Source organism: Psychrobacillus sp. PGGUH221 (assembly GCF_042055255.1).
Classification (GTDB): domain Bacteria; phylum Bacillota; class Bacilli; order Bacillales_A; family Planococcaceae; genus Psychrobacillus.
In genome coordinates, this window is record NZ_JAQMHQ010000001.1 from 506,756 (window position 1) to 526,911 (window position 20,156).

Sequence of the window (20,156 nt, forward strand, 5' to 3'; positions counted from 1 at the left end):
CCCCCTCTGCCATACTTTTTAGTTCCTTTTAATCTATAATTTACCAAAATAGCATGTTATGATAGTTGCTCACTTACTAAACGTAAAGGAGAGATATATAGTGAAAAATATATTAAAAATCGTCGCATTAACAGTCCTATTAGTTTCATTGTCTATTGCATCTGTTGGTTCAGCAAGTGCAGAGACACCTGCAAAAATAATGTGGGGCAAAACAGAATTAAAAATTGGACAAATTGGTAAAGTAACAGTTTTACAAGATACCCCTTTAGTTAAACTTACATCTGATGGTACCCTTACAACTGTTCGTACGTTGAAAAAAGGCGACGAATACCGCGTCTACAGCTACAAATCTAATTTAAATGGATTGTATGGTGTAGGTGCGGGAAGCTTTGTACAAAAAAATGCGAAGATCAAATACGAAACACCTTCTAAGAGAAAGCTTGAAATCTTATCCTTTCAAAAGCTTTTCCAAGAAGCTGCAGCAAAACAAGTAAGCACGACAAGTGGCTACCATACAAAACAAGAGATTCTGACACTTTTCAGCCCTCATTTCGCTGAAGAGTTTACATCACGATTTATTTCTAACAGTATGTTGAAAAAAGAAATTGATGGTGTAACACATTATTACTTCCCACAAAACACGGATAACATTAACTCTAATTACTTTGTAGTGAGTAATTTAACATGGACGGATAAAACATCTATCACCCACTACCAAGCGCCAACTGTAGATAAAAACAACATAAAAGGTGTGTCCAATCTTGTGAAAATCAGTGAGCACCAAAAATATGATGGCCTCGTAGATGATCACACTTACACAATTACATTGCTTAAAACAGACAATGGAAGCTACAAAATTATAGAAGTACAAAAACAATTTTAACTAATAAAAAGTCATTTTCTATTCAAAAAAGAGCCGTCGAAGATACAATTTCGACGGCTTTTAGCTTTCAATCTGTGAACTGGTGCTGCTCCCCCTACTTCCAACAGCAGAATTGACAAGCTTCTCACAAAGAAGGCATTAATAAAAGTTGTTTCCCTGCCTTTAACTCCCCGATAATCATCACAATAACTGGTTCCTTAGCATTCTTGCATCAATCTAGTTAATTTTAGAGATTTCTTCCTCTATAATCAGTATAAGCATCTAGTAATTGCCTCTGCCATTTTCGAAGTAATATTCCTCTCTTAACATCAAAATTATACCAAAAAATAGATTCTTTTTTCACAGAATAAACAATTAGTTATTTGAAACACAACAGAAAAAATCGTTTGAATTTCCAGGTTCTCATTGAATTCTGGCCAAAGATGTCAGTGGAACAGGAGAACCGTCTAAGCGTTTCCCCTAACATTGAATTTAACAATGTTTTGCGGTAAAGTTAGTACCATTGGGAATTCTTTCTATCGGTCATTTTGTATTAATTTAACCAGAGTGGAAACGAATTCCTTTTTACTATAAAAAATATCAACTCTTTTAGACTAGGGTATAAATTATATATAAAGGTTTAAGGAGGAAAACATGAAAACAACGGAACCGAACTACATTACAGAATCTAAGAGAAAGTGTATAGAGGCCGGGATGGATCCGAATGTGGTATCAAGACCAAAGACCTTTTTAAGCGAAGTAGAGTTTGAACAGAAGAGAAAATATTATAGCGAAATACTGTCAGTTGTGAGTTTTTTCTCGAATAAGCTACTGGATTCCTTAAAAGGTACACCGATACTTGTTGTTGTTTCGGATGCAACTGGTTATCTTCTTGAAATTGAAGGAGATGAAACGATAAAGTCTACCATTGAACAATTCGGTATTAAGTCTGGCAGTCTATTCACCCAAGAAGATACAGGTACGAATGTTATTAGTCTGTCGTTGCAACAAAAGCATCCGATCAGTATTATTGGCGAACAACATTATCATACGTTTCTTCATGATATTGCTTGTTACGGGACTGCATTTCACTATACGGATGAAAACAACTTGCTTGGTAGTGTATGTATCATGATGCCTATCCAGTTTCAGAATGAACTTTTCTTAACGATGCTAACTCAGGCAGTTGATTCAATCGAAAGAGAATTATTATTAAGAAAACAAAATAAAAAGCTTAATATTATGAATCAGATTATGTTAAGTAGAACAAGAAACGGAATTGTAATTACAGATGAGAAAGGGATCACTACCGAATTTAATAGCTTTGCCCAAAAAATTTCAAATATTAGTAGAGATTCGGTAGTGGGAAGAAATATTCTTGAATCGGATCTAACGGGCGAGTATTTTAAAGAAGTGCTTGAACAGAAAAAGATATTTAAAAATGAAGAAATAAAATTTAAAGATGACGCGGGCAACCTCATTGTCTGCTTGTTCGATGCACAGCCCATATATGAAGAAGACAATATGATAGGAGCCTTTGGTCAGTTTAGGGACATCTCAGATCGTTACATACTGCAGGAGAAGTATAACTACTTAGCATATCATGATGATTTAACAAATCTACCAAACAGACGATATATTAATAAGGAAATAGAATCCATTATTAAGGAATTAAATGCTGGTCGCAATAGAACTTTAGCCCTTTTATTTATAGACCTGGATCGTTTTAAAATCATTAATGATAACTTTAATCATTCATACGGGGATAAACTCTTAATCGAGGTAAGTAAACGTTTGAGTGGTTGTCTTGGGGAAAAGGATATGCTCGCTCGAATGGGTGGCGATGAATTTATTTTCCTACTGAAAGATTTTGTTGAACCGGATTATGTCACGAAAAAAGCGGAAGAGATACTCCAACTGTTGCTGCAACCTTTTCATGTCAGCGGAAAAGAATTACATACGACAGCGAGTATTGGGGTTGCGATTTATCCCAACCATCCAATTACAATGGAACAGCTCATGGTTTATGCCGATAATGCGATGTACCAGGCAAAATCTCAAGGGAAAAATCGCTATGTCGTTCATACCTCCGAATTATTAGATGCAATGATGGACGAATACATGCTCGAGGTAGATTTAAGAAGAGCATTGGAGAATAATGAGTTTGTTCTCTATTATCAGCCCCAGATTAATAACGACACCGGTAAATTGGTTGGATTTGAAGCGCTAATTCGTTGGCAGCATCCTACGTTAGGTCTGATACCTCCAGGAAAATTTATAAAACTAGCAGAAGAAAACGGATTGATTACTCAAATTGGAGAGTGGGTCATCGATGAGGCCTGTACTCAAAACAAAAAATGGCATGATGCTGGAATGACACCTGTGAAAATGTCCGTTAACCTATCCACGCAGCAATTTCTTACCGGAAATCTGATACCATATATGGAAAATGTATTGAAACGTACAGCTATCGATCCAGCATATGTAGTCGTGGAAATAACCGAATATATGGCGATGGAGTACGACTACTCCATTCAAGTATTGGAACAACTAAAAGCTCTCGGTATTGGCATCAGTATTGATGATTTTGGAACAGGCTATAGCTCGTTCAATTATCTTAAAAATTTTCCAATTGATTATATTAAAATCGACAAATCCTTTGTGAATGAATTAATGAACAACGAGAAGGATGCCATCATTGTAAAAGCAATTATCTCATTAGCACATAACCTTCATAAGGAAGTAATCGCAGAAGGTGTGGAAACAAAGGAACAACTTGATTTCCTGAAAACTCATCAGTGTGATATCTCACAAGGTTATTTCTTTAGCAAACCACTTTCCGCGGATGAAATTGAGAAGATTTATATAGAACAACCATAGGGAGAGAATGACAGCATGAAAACTACTTCATCTGTATTAGTAGCAAATTTTAAACATTGGGGAATACATCATATTTTTGGCATTCCAGGAAAGGCTGTATCCCCTATATTATTCGAGATATTACACCATGAAATGGAATTTGTATTAAGTAAACACGAAGCAGCCGCAGGATTTGAAGCTACCGGCTATGCCTTGATGAATAAGAAAATCGGCGTCGCAGTTGGTACATCTGGACCTGGTGGGACTAACCTACTTACAGCTGCCGGCCAAGCAAAAGCTTCTAATCTACCACTATTAATCATCACTGGACACCCTTCGATGAAAGATACTGGAAAAGCAATGGGACAAGACTCTAGTATATTCGGTGCTGATCTTGTAGATATGTTTAGATCTGTTACGAAGTTTAGTGCACGGGTAGAACGAGGTGATATGCTACAGCCGTTCCTGCAGCATGCACTGGAAAAAGCTCTATCAGGTGTAAAAGGACCTGTGCATCTGTCTATCCCGTTTGATATTTTATTAGAAGAGATTGAACCGTTCCAACTAGAGTTACCAGTATCCTATGAAATGATTTCACCTAAAACGAATGAAGTAATCGATAAACTGAATGTTGCCGAACGTCCCCTTCTATTCCTAGGAAAAGGCGTTCATTCAAGTAAAGCCTACGAAGAAGTACAGCATCTTGCAGAGCATTGGAACATCCCTGTCATTACCACACCAGGAGGAAAAGGAGTTTTTCCTTCCAATCATACGCTTTCATTAGGTGCATTCGGATTGGGTGGTACCGACGAAGCAACCGCATACTTAAAAGAGAATGTTGACCTATTGTTAGTCATCGGATCAAAGCTAAGTGATATGTCCATCGCTGGATTATCGGAAGCGATGTATCCAGAGCATATTATTCACTTCGATTATGACCCGACCTTTATCGGGAAATCAATCCAAGTACCAACTACTCCAGTTCTAGGAGATATAAAAGCAAATCTAACAGCTATTTTAAAAGATATACCGAAAACCGATAGCGAAGCATTTTTGAGACCATTCGAGGAAATTCAGCTTCAGGAAAATAATCCAGGAGAGCGGATGTCTGCAGTCCAAGTATTACGGGCGATGCGTTACTCGCTTCCAGATGAAGCGATTATTTTCGGAGATGATGGAAGCCACTCTTTTTACGGTATCAAATACTTTGATATATACAAGCCTGGGACTTTCTTCTTTGATGACATATTCGGTGCAATGGGCAATGGAATTGGCTATTCCATCGGTGCGAAACTAGCAGCCCCAAATGAAACAATTGTATGCTTAGTTGGGGATGGATGTATGTTCATGCACGGTACAGAGCTTTCCACTGCGTACAATTATAACTCCCCTGTCTTGTTCATCGTTTTGAATAATGGACGACTCGACATGGTGGAAAAAGGGATGCAAAAAATGATTGGCACATCTATCGGTGGTGTTTACGAGACTCCGCTCAATGTCACCCGATTTGCCGAATCGATGGGACTGGAAGCATATACCTGTTATAATCCATATGAATTAACTGATCGAATTAAAGAAGCATTACATAGAATCGAAGAAACAAACAAACCAATCGTGATTGAAGCATTAGTTGATGAAAACGAAATACCACCAACTATGGGGAGGCAGTAAGATGGAAAATAACGAACGATTCGAGTCCGGAAAACAAGCAATGGAAGAATTATTCTCCGAAGAAGTACGTAATGGTATGGCAGGGATGAAAAGTATTTCACCTGACTTTTGGGAAATGATTGTGTCCTTTGGATTTGGAGATCTTTACGGAAGAAATACGCTCTCCCACGCACAACGGGAAGTCATCACACTCACATCACTTATCACACAAGGAGCGTTCGATCAGCTGAAAGTTCACTTACAAGCAGCTCTTAACGTTGGGCTCTCTAAAGAAGAAATTATCGAGCTAATCATGCACTGTGCTGGATACGTCGGTTTTCCAAAAGCCGTACAGGCAATGGGGATTGCTGGGGAGATTTTTAAGGAAACAGAATAAATAAACGTCCCTGCGTAAGAAACAATTCAGAATTGTCTATTATACAGGGACGCATTTTACCGTACTATCTTATACGCTCCAAAGACGTCACCCTCCACCAACATATCACCATTTTCTGCTGAGTAGAAATCCACAATTGTCGAATCAGGAAGTATATCTTGCACCTTCGTTCCGGTAGTAGTTGCAAAAGAGTCTTTATCCGAGTTGTTTAATCCTTGCCAAAAGTTTTCATCCATATAGATATCTACTTGATAAAAAGAACCTGTATAGTCGAATGACATTTCTGTAATGACACCGTTTGAATTGTCGACTATTTCTTGGAGCCTTAAATTTATGTCATCAACCATTTCATCTGTCGCATCTTCATACACAACTGGCATAACTGAAGTAGACCAATTGATAGCATATATAATACCTCCCACAATGGTGATCCAAACGAGGGGTTTTATCAACTTACTTTTCACTGTATTTCCTCCAAAATATTATTAATAGTCTACACTTCTCTTTAATAATACCTTGAAGGAAGCTAGTATTATATATATTATTTTGCTAGAAACAGGTCCAATTTTTGGCATCTTAACATAAGCTCAATCAATCCAACCTATATTAAAGAGTATCGGAATTAAATCTTGAAAAATTTAAGCACGTCACAATTTATTTTTCTCTTTTGATTGGATGATATGCGTTTTTCAGCCACTTACATAGGTTTAGTGTTTCTATGTATTTTATCGCAAAAAATAGTTTTAATAATAAAAAAGTTGTCGAATATTTTTAAACTGCCCCGTAAATGTTAGACACTAAAGAAAAAGTTAAAAGGTTGTTGCGATATTTAGGAGGCAATGAAAGTTGTTAGGAGATAGGAAGGGACTTAAAAGTCAGTAAAGTACAGCAACAAGTGATAATAACATTCTCTTTTTAAGCACCTACTCCTTCAAGATGATAGAAAAAAGCATTACATCTCTCTCTCCCCTTATTTCGGAAATGAAATTTATTCACTAAAATCTTTGAAAACATAAAATAACCCATTCCTATATTAAGGAACGGGAAGAATAAATCTTATGATTTTAATTTCTCTGAGTTTGTTTCATAGTTTTTGGGAATACCGATAAGATGAACAGCTAAAGGAATAATATATTTTTTTGAAATTTACTTGAATCCTTCGTTCCATTTATTGATGATATGTTCTTTTATTTTTCCACTAGAAAGTCCATGTGCTTCTAATAACTCAGCATCTGTCCCACAACCAGAGAACGCATCAGAAACTCCAATTCTGTAGACTTTTTTAGGTAGGTGTTCTGATAAGATTTCCGAAACAATGCTACCTAAACCACCACGTATATAGTGTTCTTCCACCGTGACGACAAGTTGCACATCTTTTGCACCTTCGATTAACAATTCTTTGTCAAATGGCTTTATCGTTGGGAAATGTTGATGCGCAATAGAAACGCCATTGATTTTTTCAATCGCTTTAGACACTCGGTAGGTCGTACTCCCTGTACTTACAACCAAGATGTCCGTCCCCACTCTAAGCGTTTTACCCTTTCCAATCTCAAAATCCAAATCTGTTAAAAAAGCAGGTATCGTTTCATCTCGTGTTAATCTTAAGTAGATTGGGCCTTTTGTTTGATACATGGCATTCATTGCAGCAACTGTTTCATTTGCGTCGCCGGGAGCTAGGACCGTCATGTTCGGGATTGTTGACATCATTGCTAGATCCTCTAAAGCATGATGTGTTTTGCCTGTGTTGCTTGTCAGTAGTCCACTATAACTTCCTACTAATTTCACATCAAAATTTGTTTGAGCAACACTGACCACAATTTGATCGAATGCTCTTTTTGTTAGAAAAGTGGCAAAGCTGCAAACCCATGGCTGAAGTCCAACGGATGCTAACCCTGCGGCAACCCCTACCATATTTTGTTCTGCAATCCCCATCTGTAGAAAAGAATCCTTTGTTTCTTTTTCTACTGTATCAAGACGAGTAGAGTTTCCAAGGTCTCCATCTAATGCTAGAACTTTTGAGTCTTCGTTCGCTAATTTAGCCAAGTGCTTTCCAAATTGATCTCTTACACTTAATAACATACTTAGTCGAATCCTCCCTCTAGTTCGGTTAAAGCCATTCGGTACTCCTCATCATTTGGTGCTTTTGAGTGCCACTGATAATTATGTTCCATGAAACTGACTCCTTTGCCTTTTACCGTATTCGCGATAATTGCTTTAGGAAGTCCATTCGAGCTCTTCTTAGCAACCGTCAAAACTTGCACTAAATCCGCTATAGAATGTCCATCTACTTCCCATGTTTCAAATCCAAAACTATCAAATTTTCTTTTTGCCTTTTGTTCAGGAGGCTTACGATCCGCTTCATTTTTCCACCCATATTGTTGAAGACCGTTTTGATCCAACAGGACAATAAGGTTATCTAAGTTGTACTTTTCAGCAATGTTGGCCGCTTCCCAAATTTGGCCTTCTTGGGACTCACCATCACCGATTAAACAATAGACGTGAAAATCTTTTTTTAATCTTTTAGCGCCTAATGCCATTCCGACTGCAATTGATAACCCTTGACCTAGTGAACCAGTAGACATATCAAGTGCATCTAATCGAGTCATATCCGGATGAGCTTGAAGTCGAGATTCATATTGATCGAAAGTTTTTAATTCCTCTTCTGGAATATAGCCTCTAAGCGAAAGTATTCCGTAAAGACCGAGTGCTGTATGCCCTTTTGATAACACAAATCGATCTCGATCCTCCCATTTAGGATTCGATGGGTCAATAGCTAACTGATTAAAAAACAAAACTGTTAAAATATCAGCACATGAGAGAGACCCACCTACATGCCCCTGTTTTTTATAATGAGCTGTAAATAAAATTCTTTTTCTCAGTTCATTTGCAGTTCTTATTAATTCATCAATCGTTTGGGTAGAATTATTCATTCATTGCCCCCTTCAGGAGTTATGTATTCATTAAGATAAAAGTAGCCCTCTCACTGGATAAAGAAGAAGGCTACCAATAATATTAGCTAAATAGACTTGCAATGAATCCTATGATAATACCAATTACACCAAAGTCCGCATCACCGAATGTTGTATTCGCAAAACCAAGGTCACCCAACACTGGTAATAAGAAGGCTGGTAAGAAACTGATCAAGACCCCATTAACGAAACCTCCAGCAGCAGCTCCAACTCGACCACCCGTCGCATTACCAAATACTCCTGCACCTGCTCCAGTGAAGAAGTGAGGCACAAGGCCCGGAATAATAAGTGGCAAGGACAATACGCCTAAAACTGCCATACTAATAAGCCCACCAGCAAAACTAAAAAGGAAACCAATCATCACTGCAGTTGGTGCATATGGAAAAACAATCGGCACATCCAGAGCTGGTTTTGCACCAGGAACAATCTTATCTGCAATTCCTTTGAATGCAGGAACGATTTCATTTAGAATCATACGTACACCGAGTAAGATAATACTTAAACCAGCCGCAAACGTAATACCTTGCATGATACTGAACATAATGTAGTTTTGATCACCAGCGAAATTAGACACTACATCCGAACCAGCTAATACAGCTAAAATAATAAAAATCGCTACCATTGTTAAAGCAGTGGAAATTAATGAATCTTTTAAGAATGACCATTTCTCGGAGATTTTGATATCTTCCGTGGACTTTTCTTTATTTCCAAACCACTTACCAATTAGAGCAGCAGAAATATATCCAAACGTACCGAAGTGTCCAATTGCAATGTCGTCACTACCTGTCACTTGCTTCATAAATGGTTGCCCTAGTGCTGGCATCAAGACCATGAAAAATCCTAATAGCAAGGAACCGACAATAACTAATGCTGCACCGTTTAGTCCTGCTGTTCCTAAAACTGCAGATAATAATGCCGCCATAAAGAATGTGTGATGACCGGTTAAAAAGATATATTTCCATGGAGTAAAACGAGCAAATAAAATATTAGCAATAAATCCAAAACCCATAATGAGTGCTGTTTCCGCTCCAAACAATTGCTGTGCCAAAGCAACAACTGCTTCGTTATTCGGGATCACTCCCTGAATATTGAATGCTTCTTTAATAATCCCTCCTAACGAATCAAGAGAACCTACAATTACCCCTGCACCTGCTCCTAAAATAAGGAAGCCAATAATACTTTTTAGAGTACCAGACATAACTTTTGTAGAAGCAGCTCGTTGTGAAATAAGACCAATGAAAACAATCAAACCAACTAATACCGCAGGAATGCTTAAAATCTCATTCATTAAGAACTCAAAGAAAGCCATACTTCCATCCTCTCATATGTTTTATAACACAGACTCCAATCCAGCTCTCACTTCATTGGCATCGGCAATGTTTTTAATACTAACGACTTTAACTTTCCCATCATTCAGCTGTCTGGCAAATTCTTCATTTGTAAAAATTATGTCTGCATAGGTACTAGATGCCGTAGTAAAGTCGGCTGTTTCTACATCTGCTTTAATACCTTTTTCCTTTAGAATTTTTTCAATGGTCATTTTCAACATCATACTTGATCCGAATCCCATTCCGCATACAGTTAATATTTTCATGGCTCCAGCTCCTCCTTTCCATTAAATAATGTCAGAACCTCCTGTAGCCCTGTTGCATTTTTTAGTTGCTCTATCGTTTTCTCTTCTGAAATCACCTCCGCAATTTTCCTTAAAATATTTAGATGGGATTCTTTATCTCTAGCGGCTAGACCAATTAATACCTTAAACTCTTTTCCAGGCTCAAAAGCTACTTCATCTTGTAAGTGAACAATACAAATTCCTTCTTCTTTAACACCATCTTCTGGACGAGCATGAGGTAATGCAACACCAGGCGCTATTAATATATAGGGACCATACTCTTTAATATTATTTATCATTGCCTCGACATAAGTCATTTCTACTTTTCCAGTATCCACAAGCACTTCCCCACATATCCTCACTGCTTCTTCCCAGTTTCTTGCCGAGACTTTTAGCCGAATTGAATTTTCTTCTATTATTCTTCGATTCATTTTCATACTCCTTTGACAAATGATTGTATGCGCTTTCATTACTCTTTTCAGTTAAGTTCTTTTTTCTCATATTGTATGTTTAGCTAACTTCAATAATGAGCGCATTGAATAGCCTTGAAAAAGAAAAAATGCTCACTTCATATATACTATTTTCCGTATTGTGGATGATATATTAAGAGGAAAGGACTGTTACTTAATGTCCATTAAAGTCTTAAACAAACTCATCGAAAACTCAGAAAACTAATATTATGAAATAACTTTTATGGTGATGCGGTTTTCTTTAAATGAAAAGTGGGTATTATAATAGAAAACCAAAAAAGGGAGTGTTGGAAATGGAAAGAGGAAGTAAACGTGCTTTTCTATTAGGTGGTATAACTGCCTTTGCGCTTATGTATATAAATAAAGAGAGTTCGAAAACAAAAATGAAAAACACAAAGACTAAAGCAAAATCCTATATAGATTCTCAAAAATTCAAACCAAATCTTGCAACGAAAACAGGCTTCTCCGACCCACAGGATCCAGATGACAATCGAATGGTTGAAGAAGGTGCTATGACAAGCGTTCAATACTTTAACGAAAATGTACAAGACAACAAATCCAAATCAGAATCGAAAAAAGCATATCCTAAATCACACAAGAAAAAATTACCTGAAACAGAAGAGTCATTGCCTGGAGATAATAATGATTCACCAGCTAAACAGGAGAATCATACGCAGCTAGAAGGTACTACGCAGAAATCATAATTGAGAGAGTCCTTTGCTTAGGCGAAGGGCTTTTTTGTGTTTTACAGATTAATTTGGTAGTTAATGGCTGTTCGAGACAGAATGGTCTGTGAGCAAGACAATTTATTGAACGAGCGTGACAAAGATAACCTTGAACACGACAAACTACTGTCTAAAGTTAAAAAAGCTTTTCGTTCCAGGCTAAAATGAATGGTTAGGGCTCTTTGCTGCGCAAGAAGCTATTAATCAACGTGTAGATTCCAGTAAAATGGATATACGAGACAAAGTATGCTGTAAACGCGACAATTTATTGTGCGAGCAAGACAAAGATAGCCTTTAACAAGACAAATCACCGTACCGAGGCGACAAACAAACAGACTTTACAGTTTTATAGTTTTCATTCCATTAGTGGATTCCTACCCACCTTTATGCTAATCTACTGATGAGGTGATCATTATTGATAGCGAAGCAATATGCAAATACACTCCACTCAGATGCACTTGTTGCTTTCTCCAAACGACTACGCAAAACACATCCCAAATACAACTATATTCGTGACGAAATGATGCAAAAAATCGCTGGTAATATCGGTGAAAAAGCTGTCATGAGAGAATTAGAAAAATTGAAATTATCCCATAAGTTTTATATTTTTCACAACCTCCATCTTTACTCAGAAATTAGTTTTCAAGTTGATATCCTTATAATCTCCCCTAACTTTGCACTTATTTTAGAAGTCAAAAATATCTCTGGAGAAATTGAAATTCTTACTAATCCTAGCATACTAGTTCGAACAAAAACGAACGGTGAAAAAAATTCTTTTAAAAGCCCTATTCCCCAACTCGAAGAATACAAATACCAACTATCCCAACTTTTTAAAAGCCTCAATATAAAAATCCCAATTTACGGCGCAGTCACATTTGCATTTGCGAGCTCTTATGTTAAAACTGCTCCAGTCGATACAGTTTTTTTATTAACAAATGAAATTCGGAATTTTATTAGAGAATTAAACACGACTAATTCTATCTTAACCAATGAAGAACTCGACAAGATTAAGAATTGGATTCTAATCAAAAACAGAGAATACAACTCTTTTCCATTAAGCAGATACTATTCTATAGATCCTTCAGATATTATGACCGGAGTAGAATGTCCTGCTTGTGCATACATTGGCATGAAAAAAGTGAGCAGAAACTGGGTTTGTCCAAGGTGTAGAAATTTCAGCAAGTTAGCACACGAACATACTTTAAAAGACTACTTTCTAATTTACAAAGATATTATTAACAATCAAGAATGCCGGAGATTCTTTCATTTACAAGACAAACACGAAGCCACCAGGATTCTAAAAAATAATAAGCTAATAGCTAGTGGTAAATCTAGAAAAACTGAATATACTATGTCTCTATTTAAGTAAAAGCTATTTGCATTGGCAAATAGTTTTTATATTTATTCCCAGTAAATGTCTATACGAGACAGAATACACTGTGAACGCGACAACTTTCCAGGCGAGTACGACAAACAACACCTCGAAGACGACCAAACAAATGCCCAAAGCAACAAACCTATTAAATTGAATCTTTTCACTAGAGTGAAAAGCAAAAGCCTCTAAACCATCAAAAGGTTTAGAGGCTTCTCTTTATTTAATTGAATACTTCCCAAATCCATCGGTGCCTTCACCAATGTATTTGATATTACCATCTGCAGGGATTACTTTCTCAGCTTGTTTCGATGATTCAAATACTACATTAGCATTAGCCGGTAATGCAGCAAATTTCCAGTTGCCGTCTGCAGTTGGATCGATTGTTTTCTCTGCTAAAATATAGTCGATGATTGCTTGGCGGTTTTCATCTGGATATATTTCGATAGCTGTTGCATTACGTACGCCTGGGAATGTTCCGTTTGCGCGGTAGTTGTTTGTTGCAACGATGAATTCTTGTTTAACATCAATTGGTTTGCCATTGTATTGTAAGTTTTTAATACGAGATGAACTTTCATTTTTCAGGTTACCATCTGCATCGTATTTTGCAGGTTGTGTTACGTCTATTTCATAAGTTACGCCGTCAATTACGTCATAGTTGTATGAGCGGAAATCAGCGTTGATCAGCTGTTGCTCCCCTGTTTTCGCTGCATCAATTTGATTGAATTGACCAGCTGACATTTCCAACCATTCTTTAACGTCTGCTCCTGTTACTTTAACAGTCGCAAGTGTATTGTCATATAGGTATAGATCCGCTACGTTTTTAATTGCCAGTTCGCTTTTTGGAACGAATGTGTAGTATTCAGGATCACTTCTAGTTCCAGCTTTGAATGGTGCACCAGCAGAAAGCACTGGTAGGTTTTCATTTGTTGTACCTTTCAGTTTTGATTTCACATAAACTGTTTGAGCGTTGGTTACGATTTGGATGGATGGATCATCTTGCACTTGTGAGAAGTAGCTATGAATGTCTGCTGTTGTTGTTCCAACGGCTTTACGAACATAATTGATTGTACCTTCGTGTGCTTCTTTCACTGCATTTACAACGGTTTGATCAACGTCTGTAGCATCCTTCGCAATTGTACGAACTTCTGCTTTAGAAGACGCTACTGACCACTTATTTCCTTTTTTCTCAAGCATTAAATCAATTACACCTAAATGACTGCCGAATTTACCAGGCATTACAACTGGAACACCATTGATCGTTCCATTCGCTACATCAACATTCGTTAAAGAAGCGTCCACTTTACCAGGGAATACTTGGTGAGCATGTCCAGTAATAATTGCATTTACACCTTTAACCTTTGTCAATAAATACGTAACATCCTCTTCTCCTACTTCATGCTTCGTATCGCCAAGACCAGAGTGAGATAGAACAACGATTACGTCTGCTCCTGCTTTTTGCATTTCAGGAACGATTGCTTCTACAGCTTGAACAGAATCGTCGACCGTTAATTTTCCTTCTAAATGAGATTTATCCCATTTCAAGATTTGCGGAGGTACGATACCAGTAACCCCTACTTTAATCGTTGATTTTTTACCTTTTGCATCAACTACTTCTTTGTCAATTAATACATAAGGTGTATAAGCTAATTTTTTTGTAGCTGCATCGCGGATATTTGCATTTACATAAGGGAAGTTCGCATCATCTGTTACTTCATCTAAATAATCAACGCCATAGTTGAATTCATGATTACCAAACGTTGCTCCATCATATTTCAGTAATTCCATCGCCGTTACAGATGGATGTTCTTCTCCGTCAACGAGTTTGTCTACCGCTTGCTTGTAAGAACCAAGTGGAGTACCTTGGATTGCATCTCCGTTATCAAACAATAGAGTATTGCTGTTTTCCGTACGTGCATTTTTGATTAATGTAGCTGTTTTAGCAAGTCCAAGGCTATTAGAAACTGTATCTTTGTAATAATCATAGTTCACGATATTTGTATGAATATCAGATGTACCTAAAATACGTAAAGAAACTGTGTCACCAGTTGGAGTTGAATCTACACCAGCTGCTTTCAATACTGCCTCTACTCTTTCAAGTAAATCTTTCAACATTGGCAGGGTGCTAGTAGAAGGTAACTTATCAAGCAATGGCTTCATTGTTTCTAATACCTTTACTGCTTCTTCTTTTTTACCAGCTGTTAATAAATTTTCCGCTTGAACTACCTTCATATAAATAGTGACAGGTACTCGTAACTGGTCACGCTTTAGGTCCGCTGGTTTTTTGTAATGCTCTAACAATAAATCTCTTGCGGCTTTACCTGTAATTCTATATAGAATAGCCGTACGACCTTTTAATTGATAAGAAAGTTGATGGTATAATTTCTCTACTTTTGCCCAGTCTTTTTCAGCCTCTGCCTTCTTGATATCTGCCATAATTGGATTCAAATACTTGTCCGCATAATTATAAGCATCAATATAAGGAATAAGACCTTTTGCAATACTATCATTATATTGTTTGTTCAAATCTACTAACAAAGCAGCTTTATTTTTTTCTTTAGAATTAAAAATGGCATTTTTCGCTTTTTCGTAATTTACTTTCGCCTTGTTTAGCGCAGGATATAAATCCTTACTTGTAGCTAATTTACCCTTTTGTGCAGACACTACATAACCATGAGTAGCTGCTTTCATTTCTTTTTTCGCCTGATCCGCTAAACCTTGCATCGAGCTATTAGCAAATCCTACATTCGTAGAAGCCAACAAAGACGTCGCAAGTGCCGCAGCCACTACAGACTTTTTAATCGTATTTTTCTTCATAATTCCCCTCCTAATTTTAATCGTGCAAATTCTCACCTTATCACTCTATTTTCAGAATAATAAGACCCCTATTTAAAGATAATCTAAAACAATATCTACGACAATCGAAATATTATTAACTTTATGTAAATAGTTAAAATATCCCTTGTTATTTTTATCCACAAAATTTACATTATGTGGATATTAGATATTATTACAGGGTTGTTACTGGTGCCAGGCACCAGTAACAACCCTGTAATAATAATTCCTTTATTTCTTTTATCTTTTTTTATTCTTTTTAATGACTACTGCTAGACAGTATAAAATGCGAATGAAATAGTTTATCGTAGAACTCGACTAAGTAACCCGTTATATTAAAAAACTGGACTTCCAGTTGTTAGATAGTTTCTAACAAACGGAAGTCCAGATCTGCCGAATAGAGATTTTTACTTAGTTACTCTAAATGGATCTTGATTGTTTATTATTATATTCAAATCGGATTTATGGATTCGTTGACCAAAGGCCAGCTTCTTTAATGAAGATACGTTTGTTCAGCTTCAACTGTGCAACGATAAATTCTGCAATATCTTCCGGTTGCATCACTTTATCTGGATTGCCGTCGGTTAATTTATTTTCAAGAGCCAAATCTGTTGCGACAGTACTTGGTGCTAAAGCTGTCACACGAATATTATGCTTACGTACTTCCATCGCTAAGGACTCAGTGATTCCAAACACCCCGAATTTTGAAGCGCTATATGCACTTGTCAAAGGTGCTCCCTTTTGTCCTGCTGAAGAGGAGATATTAATGATGTCGCCTGATTTCTGTTCGATCATTCCTGGTAGAACTGCACGTGTCACATAATACACGCCCATCAGGTTCACTTGAATTATTTTCTCCCATTCCGCTACATCCAAATCCATAAAATTGCCGAACTTCGCTATTCCTGCGTTATTAATTAAAATGTCCACCTGACCGAGTTCATTCGTCAATGAATCAATTGCCTGATTCACTTCATCAATTGATGACACATCCGCTTTTGCAATTGTTGCTTTCACTCCGAGTGCTTCTACTTCCTTTGCAACGTCCTGCAATGTTGCTTCCGATTGTGCAAGAAGACCCACATTGACTCCTTCAGTAGCCAGTGCAAGAGCAATTGCACGTCCAATTCCTCTTCCAGCACCGGTAATTATAGCGTTTTTGCCTAATAATGTTTCACCCATCATGTTACCTCCCATTGACTCTAAATACTTCAAAACTCAAAGTCAGTATATCTAAAAATGGGGATAGTTGAAACAAATCTGACTTTAAGATAAGTATCTTTGCAACTGACAGACAATTTAGCATTCAGCAGAAGTAACTGAATAGGTGAAGTATATTTCTATTTAATCGTTTCAATAAAATGTTTTAAAATCCTAGCAGTTAAACCCCAAATTGTATAATGCTCATAGTCATAAAACCATTCCTCTATTTTTCTAGCTCTCCATTGATACTGATTGCCATTAGCAATCTTATCATAAGGAAAATCAGTTGGTGGCATCGGTTGCACGGGTACATAATGAACGTAAGGCTCATGGTTTATCAGCCATTTGACTGGTATCGTGAAAGTTTCCTCTACTTCTTGTTTGTTAAGTGAATATTTTTGTTGATCAATAGTTGCTACAAATGGATAAACGATAAACGAAGAGTTTGGAATATAGACACTCAATTGTCCAAGAACATGGATGCTTGCTGGATCGATACCTAATTCTTCATGTGTTTCTCGAATGGCTGCGTCTGACGGAGACGCATCTGTTGGATCAATTCGTCCCCCTGGAAAGCTAATATCCCCTGGCTGACTTCTCATCGTCATTGAACGCACTTCAAAAAGAACATGCCATTCGTCATTTATTTGAAAAAGCGGAATCAAAACTACAAACCGCATCGCTGTCTCCTCGCCAATAAATAAAGGTTGATCTTTTAGTCCATTCTTAATTTTATCGAGAAACATGAAATTCCTCCTTACCACTTTATTTCATATACTTCCATCGTACCATGAAAAAACTGTAGCCGAAATCACGAAAAGGATTCTACTAGTTTTTTGATTTCCATAATACCAAAAAATGGTTGAACGAGACAAACCTTGCCTTGAGCACGACAAACTATCCTTTAAGAGCGACAAACCAAGCCTCGAACACGACAAACTATGCTACGAGCACTACAAAACAAAAAAGCCTCTTAGAAGAGACTTCCTTATATTCATATCTAACTATTTTCTTTTAGTTGATTGATTCTTTCTATTATATGAATAATATTTGCTGTTTCTTTTAATGAAACTGGTGTAACCCCTGTTTCAAAAAATTTAACGACATGCTCTAGCAGTCCTGCATAGTATGGTTTTTCTTCTTCCCAGAGTTTCAGTGTATGCACGTGTTCTTTTGAATGAAGTACTGCTCCAAATCTATTATGCCATGCGTTTTCTCCACGGATGATCACGTGATTGCCATTTGAAAAAGTTAAATGTAATTGCTCACAATCTGGTAGAACCTTCAGTTCCATATGATCCACTGCCGTTCCAAAAAGGGTGACAACCATTTCAACTAAATGAATTCCATACCAAAAATACCCGGGCATTTGCTCTTGCAATGGAGTCGGCCCAAAGAAATAACCGCTAAGAAGATCTTTATTAGACGCCGCTGTCATAACTGATTCTGAGAATCTTAAAGAAGAGGAGCTCATTACAGATGTATTAAACCCTTTACTTAGCTTAATCACTTCTTTCATCTCCGTACTGCTCATCACAATCGGCTTATCAATAAAAACCGGTTTGCCATAACCCACAACTTTCTTGTACCAATCTAAATGATTTCTACCATCAACCGTTCCAATAATTACTGCATCGACCAAATTCATAAATTCATCAACATCATCAACAGGTACTACTCCATACTTCGTTGTAACTAATTCAAAATACTGTGGGAATCTATCCGCACTTATTGGCAAATCCTTCGAAAAGGTAGGAATAGCATGAGATATTCTAACCCCCTTAACATGATGAGGGTCACTTGAATCATTCAGTAATCTCGTAAAAATCTCACTATGAGAGGTATCTAAGCCGATTAAACCGATATTCATACGCTACTCTCCTCACTTTTTAGAAGAGAAAAAACTTGTCGTGGTCGTCCTCTTCTTGATATTTTTTCCATACCTATTACTTTTATTAATTTGCCGTCCAACCAAGACTGGATAATTCGGTGGGCACTCCTTGGTGTAATTCCTAAAACGGAAGCAAGTTCATGAGCTGTGAACTCGTTTTTCTTTTTTCGTTTTATTAATGCCATTGTTTTCTCCATATTTGCTGCACTCATACCGATAATCTCGGCTTTGTTAATTAATAATTGATCTGTCATTGCTAATGGATATTTCAATGGGGCAATCAAATCGATCGGACCAAAAACACTTCGGTCTTCCCTCACGATAAAGCAGCAAGATCCTCCACTATCTTGCGCTTGAATAAGCGCTACTCTTGCGTGAGAACCAGCCTCCAAGGCCGAAAAACCAAATCCAATCCCAATGGATAAGTGAACACCCAATTTCTTCTTTACTTCATCTACAATCGGCAAAAACTTATACCCTTCTGTAATTCGCTCAAAAATTCCTCTATTCGTTACAAACAAATATTCATTGCTGCTTAGAGCGGTTAAGTAACCACTCATTTGTTCCGCAAAATGAAGGAGCATACGATAGATAGCATGGTTTCGTTTTTGTAGCTGATGCTCCGTCATAAAATCATTGATGGGAGAAGAGGTATTTTCTATAAAGATTCTCCCTATAATAGTCTGCATCTCTTTTTGTTTTCGTTGGTTCGTTCCTAGCAGCATTCTTTCGATTGCAACAATAATATCTTCCTCGGAAGGCTTTAACCATTCGTTGAGAACGTTTTTATTTGTCAAGGATTCACTTACTAATTTCAAACTTGTTATTACAACTGTATCCTGATTTTTTGCTATGTTATCTAGATGATAATTAACCAAATCCTCTACATTTTCATTGGAGACCATGTCTTTAAAATTACAATACGTAAATGTTTCTTCTAAATTATTTTTTACTATTTCTATATATTCATTTTGAATCCCATCAAAGCTTATTTGAGTGAGATTCTTTTTAGCTTTCAATTTATAAAGTGCTTGGTAGAGACCGGAGCCTTTTAAAGGAATATAAAATGCAGGAATATCCATCGGTACTTCTTCTTTAGCAACTAGGTACGGTATTCTGCCTGAATAAAATAAACAATCTACCTTATCTCTAAGTTCTATTGTGAAATCTTTCGCTTCCTCCAGCACATCCGACAATCGAAAAATAGGCTGAATAGTAGGAAAGAGATCAAAGCACCTTATGAGCGTTTCGCGAATCCAAAGTGGCCCAATTACCCCAACCGTTATATTTGTTTTCATAGCATCCTGGCCT

General features: G+C 37.1%; 17 protein-coding genes. 6 read left to right on the plus strand and 11 right to left on the minus strand.

What is annotated here, in order from left to right; genetic code table 11:
- Positions 1–100 precede the first annotated feature (100 nt).
- The 4 genes from PGC35_RS02320 to PGC35_RS02335 all read left to right on the plus strand — a co-directional run bounded on the left by PGC35_RS02320 (position 101) and on the right by PGC35_RS02335 (position 5,768).
- The gene (locus PGC35_RS02320) at positions 101–883 is read left to right on the plus strand and encodes a hypothetical protein (RefSeq protein WP_375218029.1); all 783 of its coding nucleotides are present in this window, start codon (positions 101–103) and stop codon (positions 881–883) included.
- Positions 884–1,516: 633 nt separating this feature from the next.
- Positions 1,517–3,742, plus strand: coding sequence for an EAL domain-containing protein (locus PGC35_RS02325; protein WP_375218030.1), 2,226 nt, complete (start codon positions 1,517–1,519; stop codon positions 3,740–3,742).
- A 15-nt stretch (positions 3,743–3,757) separates the two neighbouring features.
- A complete protein-coding gene (locus PGC35_RS02330) occupies positions 3,758–5,392 on the plus strand; it encodes a thiamine pyrophosphate-binding protein (protein ID WP_375218031.1) in 1,635 nt (544 codons plus the stop codon).
- 1 nt (position 5,393) lies between these two features.
- On the plus strand, positions 5,394–5,768 hold the full coding sequence (locus PGC35_RS02335; RefSeq protein WP_375218032.1) for a carboxymuconolactone decarboxylase family protein: 375 nt from the start codon (positions 5,394–5,396) through the stop codon (positions 5,766–5,768).
- A 56-nt stretch (positions 5,769–5,824) separates the two neighbouring features.
- Here PGC35_RS02335 and PGC35_RS02340 read toward each other — a convergent pair whose 3' ends face one another.
- The 6 genes from PGC35_RS02340 to PGC35_RS02365 all read right to left on the minus strand — a co-directional run bounded on the left by PGC35_RS02340 (position 5,825) and on the right by PGC35_RS02365 (position 10,780).
- Positions 5,825–6,232, minus strand: coding sequence for a hypothetical protein (locus PGC35_RS02340; RefSeq protein ID WP_375218033.1), 408 nt, complete (start codon positions 6,230–6,232; stop codon positions 5,825–5,827).
- A 682-nt stretch (positions 6,233–6,914) separates the two neighbouring features.
- Entirely contained in the window at positions 6,915–7,847 is a 933-nt protein-coding gene (locus PGC35_RS02345; RefSeq protein WP_375218034.1) for a transketolase family protein, read from the minus strand.
- A gap of 2 nt (positions 7,848–7,849) precedes the next feature.
- On the minus strand, positions 7,850–8,698 hold the full coding sequence (locus tag PGC35_RS02350; RefSeq protein WP_375218035.1) for a transketolase: 849 nt from the start codon (positions 8,696–8,698) through the stop codon (positions 7,850–7,852).
- Positions 8,699–8,780: 82 nt separating this feature from the next.
- Positions 8,781–10,046: a PTS ascorbate transporter subunit IIC gene (locus tag PGC35_RS02355; protein ID WP_375218036.1), complete on the minus strand. Its 1,266-nt coding sequence runs from the start codon at positions 10,044–10,046 to the stop codon at positions 8,781–8,783.
- Between the two features lie 21 nt (positions 10,047–10,067).
- On the minus strand, positions 10,068–10,331 hold the full coding sequence (locus tag PGC35_RS02360) for a PTS sugar transporter subunit IIB (protein ID WP_375218037.1): 264 nt from the start codon (positions 10,329–10,331) through the stop codon (positions 10,068–10,070).
- On the minus strand, positions 10,328–10,780 hold the full coding sequence (locus PGC35_RS02365) for a PTS mannitol transporter subunit IIA (protein WP_375218038.1): 453 nt from the start codon (positions 10,778–10,780) through the stop codon (positions 10,328–10,330). The genes PGC35_RS02360 and PGC35_RS02365 overlap by 4 nt, the downstream gene beginning before the upstream one ends.
- 332 nt (positions 10,781–11,112) lie before the next feature.
- Between PGC35_RS02365 and PGC35_RS02370 the strand changes: the two genes are divergently transcribed.
- The gene (locus PGC35_RS02370) at positions 11,113–11,523 is read left to right on the plus strand and encodes a hypothetical protein (RefSeq protein ID WP_375218039.1); all 411 of its coding nucleotides are present in this window, start codon (positions 11,113–11,115) and stop codon (positions 11,521–11,523) included.
- 436 nt (positions 11,524–11,959) lie between these two features.
- Entirely contained in the window at positions 11,960–12,913 is a 954-nt protein-coding gene (locus PGC35_RS02375) for a nuclease-related domain-containing protein (RefSeq protein ID WP_375218040.1), read from the plus strand.
- A 222-nt stretch (positions 12,914–13,135) separates the two neighbouring features.
- Here PGC35_RS02375 and PGC35_RS02380 read toward each other — a convergent pair whose 3' ends face one another.
- The 5 genes from PGC35_RS02380 to PGC35_RS02400 all read right to left on the minus strand — a co-directional run bounded on the left by PGC35_RS02380 (position 13,136) and on the right by PGC35_RS02400 (position 20,143).
- Entirely contained in the window at positions 13,136–15,733 is a 2,598-nt protein-coding gene (locus PGC35_RS02380) for a bifunctional 2',3'-cyclic-nucleotide 2'-phosphodiesterase/3'-nucleotidase (RefSeq protein ID WP_375218041.1), read from the minus strand.
- 480 nt (positions 15,734–16,213) lie between these two features.
- Positions 16,214–16,933, minus strand: a complete 720-nt coding sequence (locus PGC35_RS02385) for a 3-ketoacyl-ACP reductase (protein ID WP_056827917.1) — start codon at positions 16,931–16,933, stop codon at positions 16,214–16,216.
- Between the two features lie 158 nt (positions 16,934–17,091).
- Positions 17,092–17,700 carry an NUDIX hydrolase gene (locus tag PGC35_RS02390; RefSeq protein ID WP_375218042.1) on the minus strand — a complete coding sequence of 203 codons (609 nt, stop codon included), beginning with the start codon at positions 17,698–17,700 and terminating at the stop codon, positions 17,092–17,094.
- A 254-nt stretch (positions 17,701–17,954) separates the two neighbouring features.
- Positions 17,955–18,824 (minus strand): Gfo/Idh/MocA family oxidoreductase, encoded by an 870-nt coding sequence (locus tag PGC35_RS02395; RefSeq protein WP_375218043.1) that lies wholly within the window; start codon positions 18,822–18,824, stop codon positions 17,955–17,957.
- Complete coding sequence (locus tag PGC35_RS02400; protein WP_375218044.1) at positions 18,821–20,143, minus strand: GGDEF domain-containing protein; 1,323 nt, start codon at positions 20,141–20,143, stop codon at positions 18,821–18,823. The genes PGC35_RS02395 and PGC35_RS02400 overlap by 4 nt, the downstream gene beginning before the upstream one ends.
- Between the last annotated feature and the right edge of the window lie 13 nt (positions 20,144–20,156).

Coding starts and splice junctions, on each gene's coding strand:
- PGC35_RS02380 (WP_375218041.1), bottom strand. CDS start 15,733: ATGAAGAAAAATACGATTAAAAAGTCTGTAGTGGCTGCGGCACTTGCG.
- PGC35_RS02325 (WP_375218030.1), top strand. CDS start 1,517: ATGAAAACAACGGAACCGAACTACATTACAGAATCTAAGAGAAAGTGT.
- PGC35_RS02345 (WP_375218034.1), bottom strand. CDS start 7,847: ATGTTATTAAGTGTAAGAGATCAATTTGGAAAGCACTTGGCTAAATTA.
- PGC35_RS02355 (WP_375218036.1), bottom strand. CDS start 10,046: ATGGCTTTCTTTGAGTTCTTAATGAATGAGATTTTAAGCATTCCTGCG.
- PGC35_RS02370 (WP_375218039.1), top strand. CDS start 11,113: ATGGAAAGAGGAAGTAAACGTGCTTTTCTATTAGGTGGTATAACTGCC.
- PGC35_RS02350 (WP_375218035.1), bottom strand. CDS start 8,698: ATGAATAATTCTACCCAAACGATTGATGAATTAATAAGAACTGCAAAT.
- PGC35_RS02400 (WP_375218044.1), bottom strand. CDS start 20,143: ATGAAAACAAATATAACGGTTGGGGTAATTGGGCCACTTTGGATTCGC.
- PGC35_RS02335 (WP_375218032.1), top strand. CDS start 5,394: ATGGAAAATAACGAACGATTCGAGTCCGGAAAACAAGCAATGGAAGAA.
- PGC35_RS02330 (WP_375218031.1), top strand. CDS start 3,758: ATGAAAACTACTTCATCTGTATTAGTAGCAAATTTTAAACATTGGGGA.
- PGC35_RS02395 (WP_375218043.1), bottom strand. CDS start 18,824: ATGAATATCGGTTTAATCGGCTTAGATACCTCTCATAGTGAGATTTTT.
- PGC35_RS02385 (WP_056827917.1), bottom strand. CDS start 16,933: ATGGGTGAAACATTATTAGGCAAAAACGCTATAATTACCGGTGCTGGA.
- PGC35_RS02390 (WP_375218042.1), bottom strand. CDS start 17,700: ATGTTTCTCGATAAAATTAAGAATGGACTAAAAGATCAACCTTTATTT.
- PGC35_RS02360 (WP_375218037.1), bottom strand. CDS start 10,331: ATGAAAATATTAACTGTATGCGGAATGGGATTCGGATCAAGTATGATG.
- PGC35_RS02365 (WP_375218038.1), bottom strand. CDS start 10,780: ATGAATCGAAGAATAATAGAAGAAAATTCAATTCGGCTAAAAGTCTCG.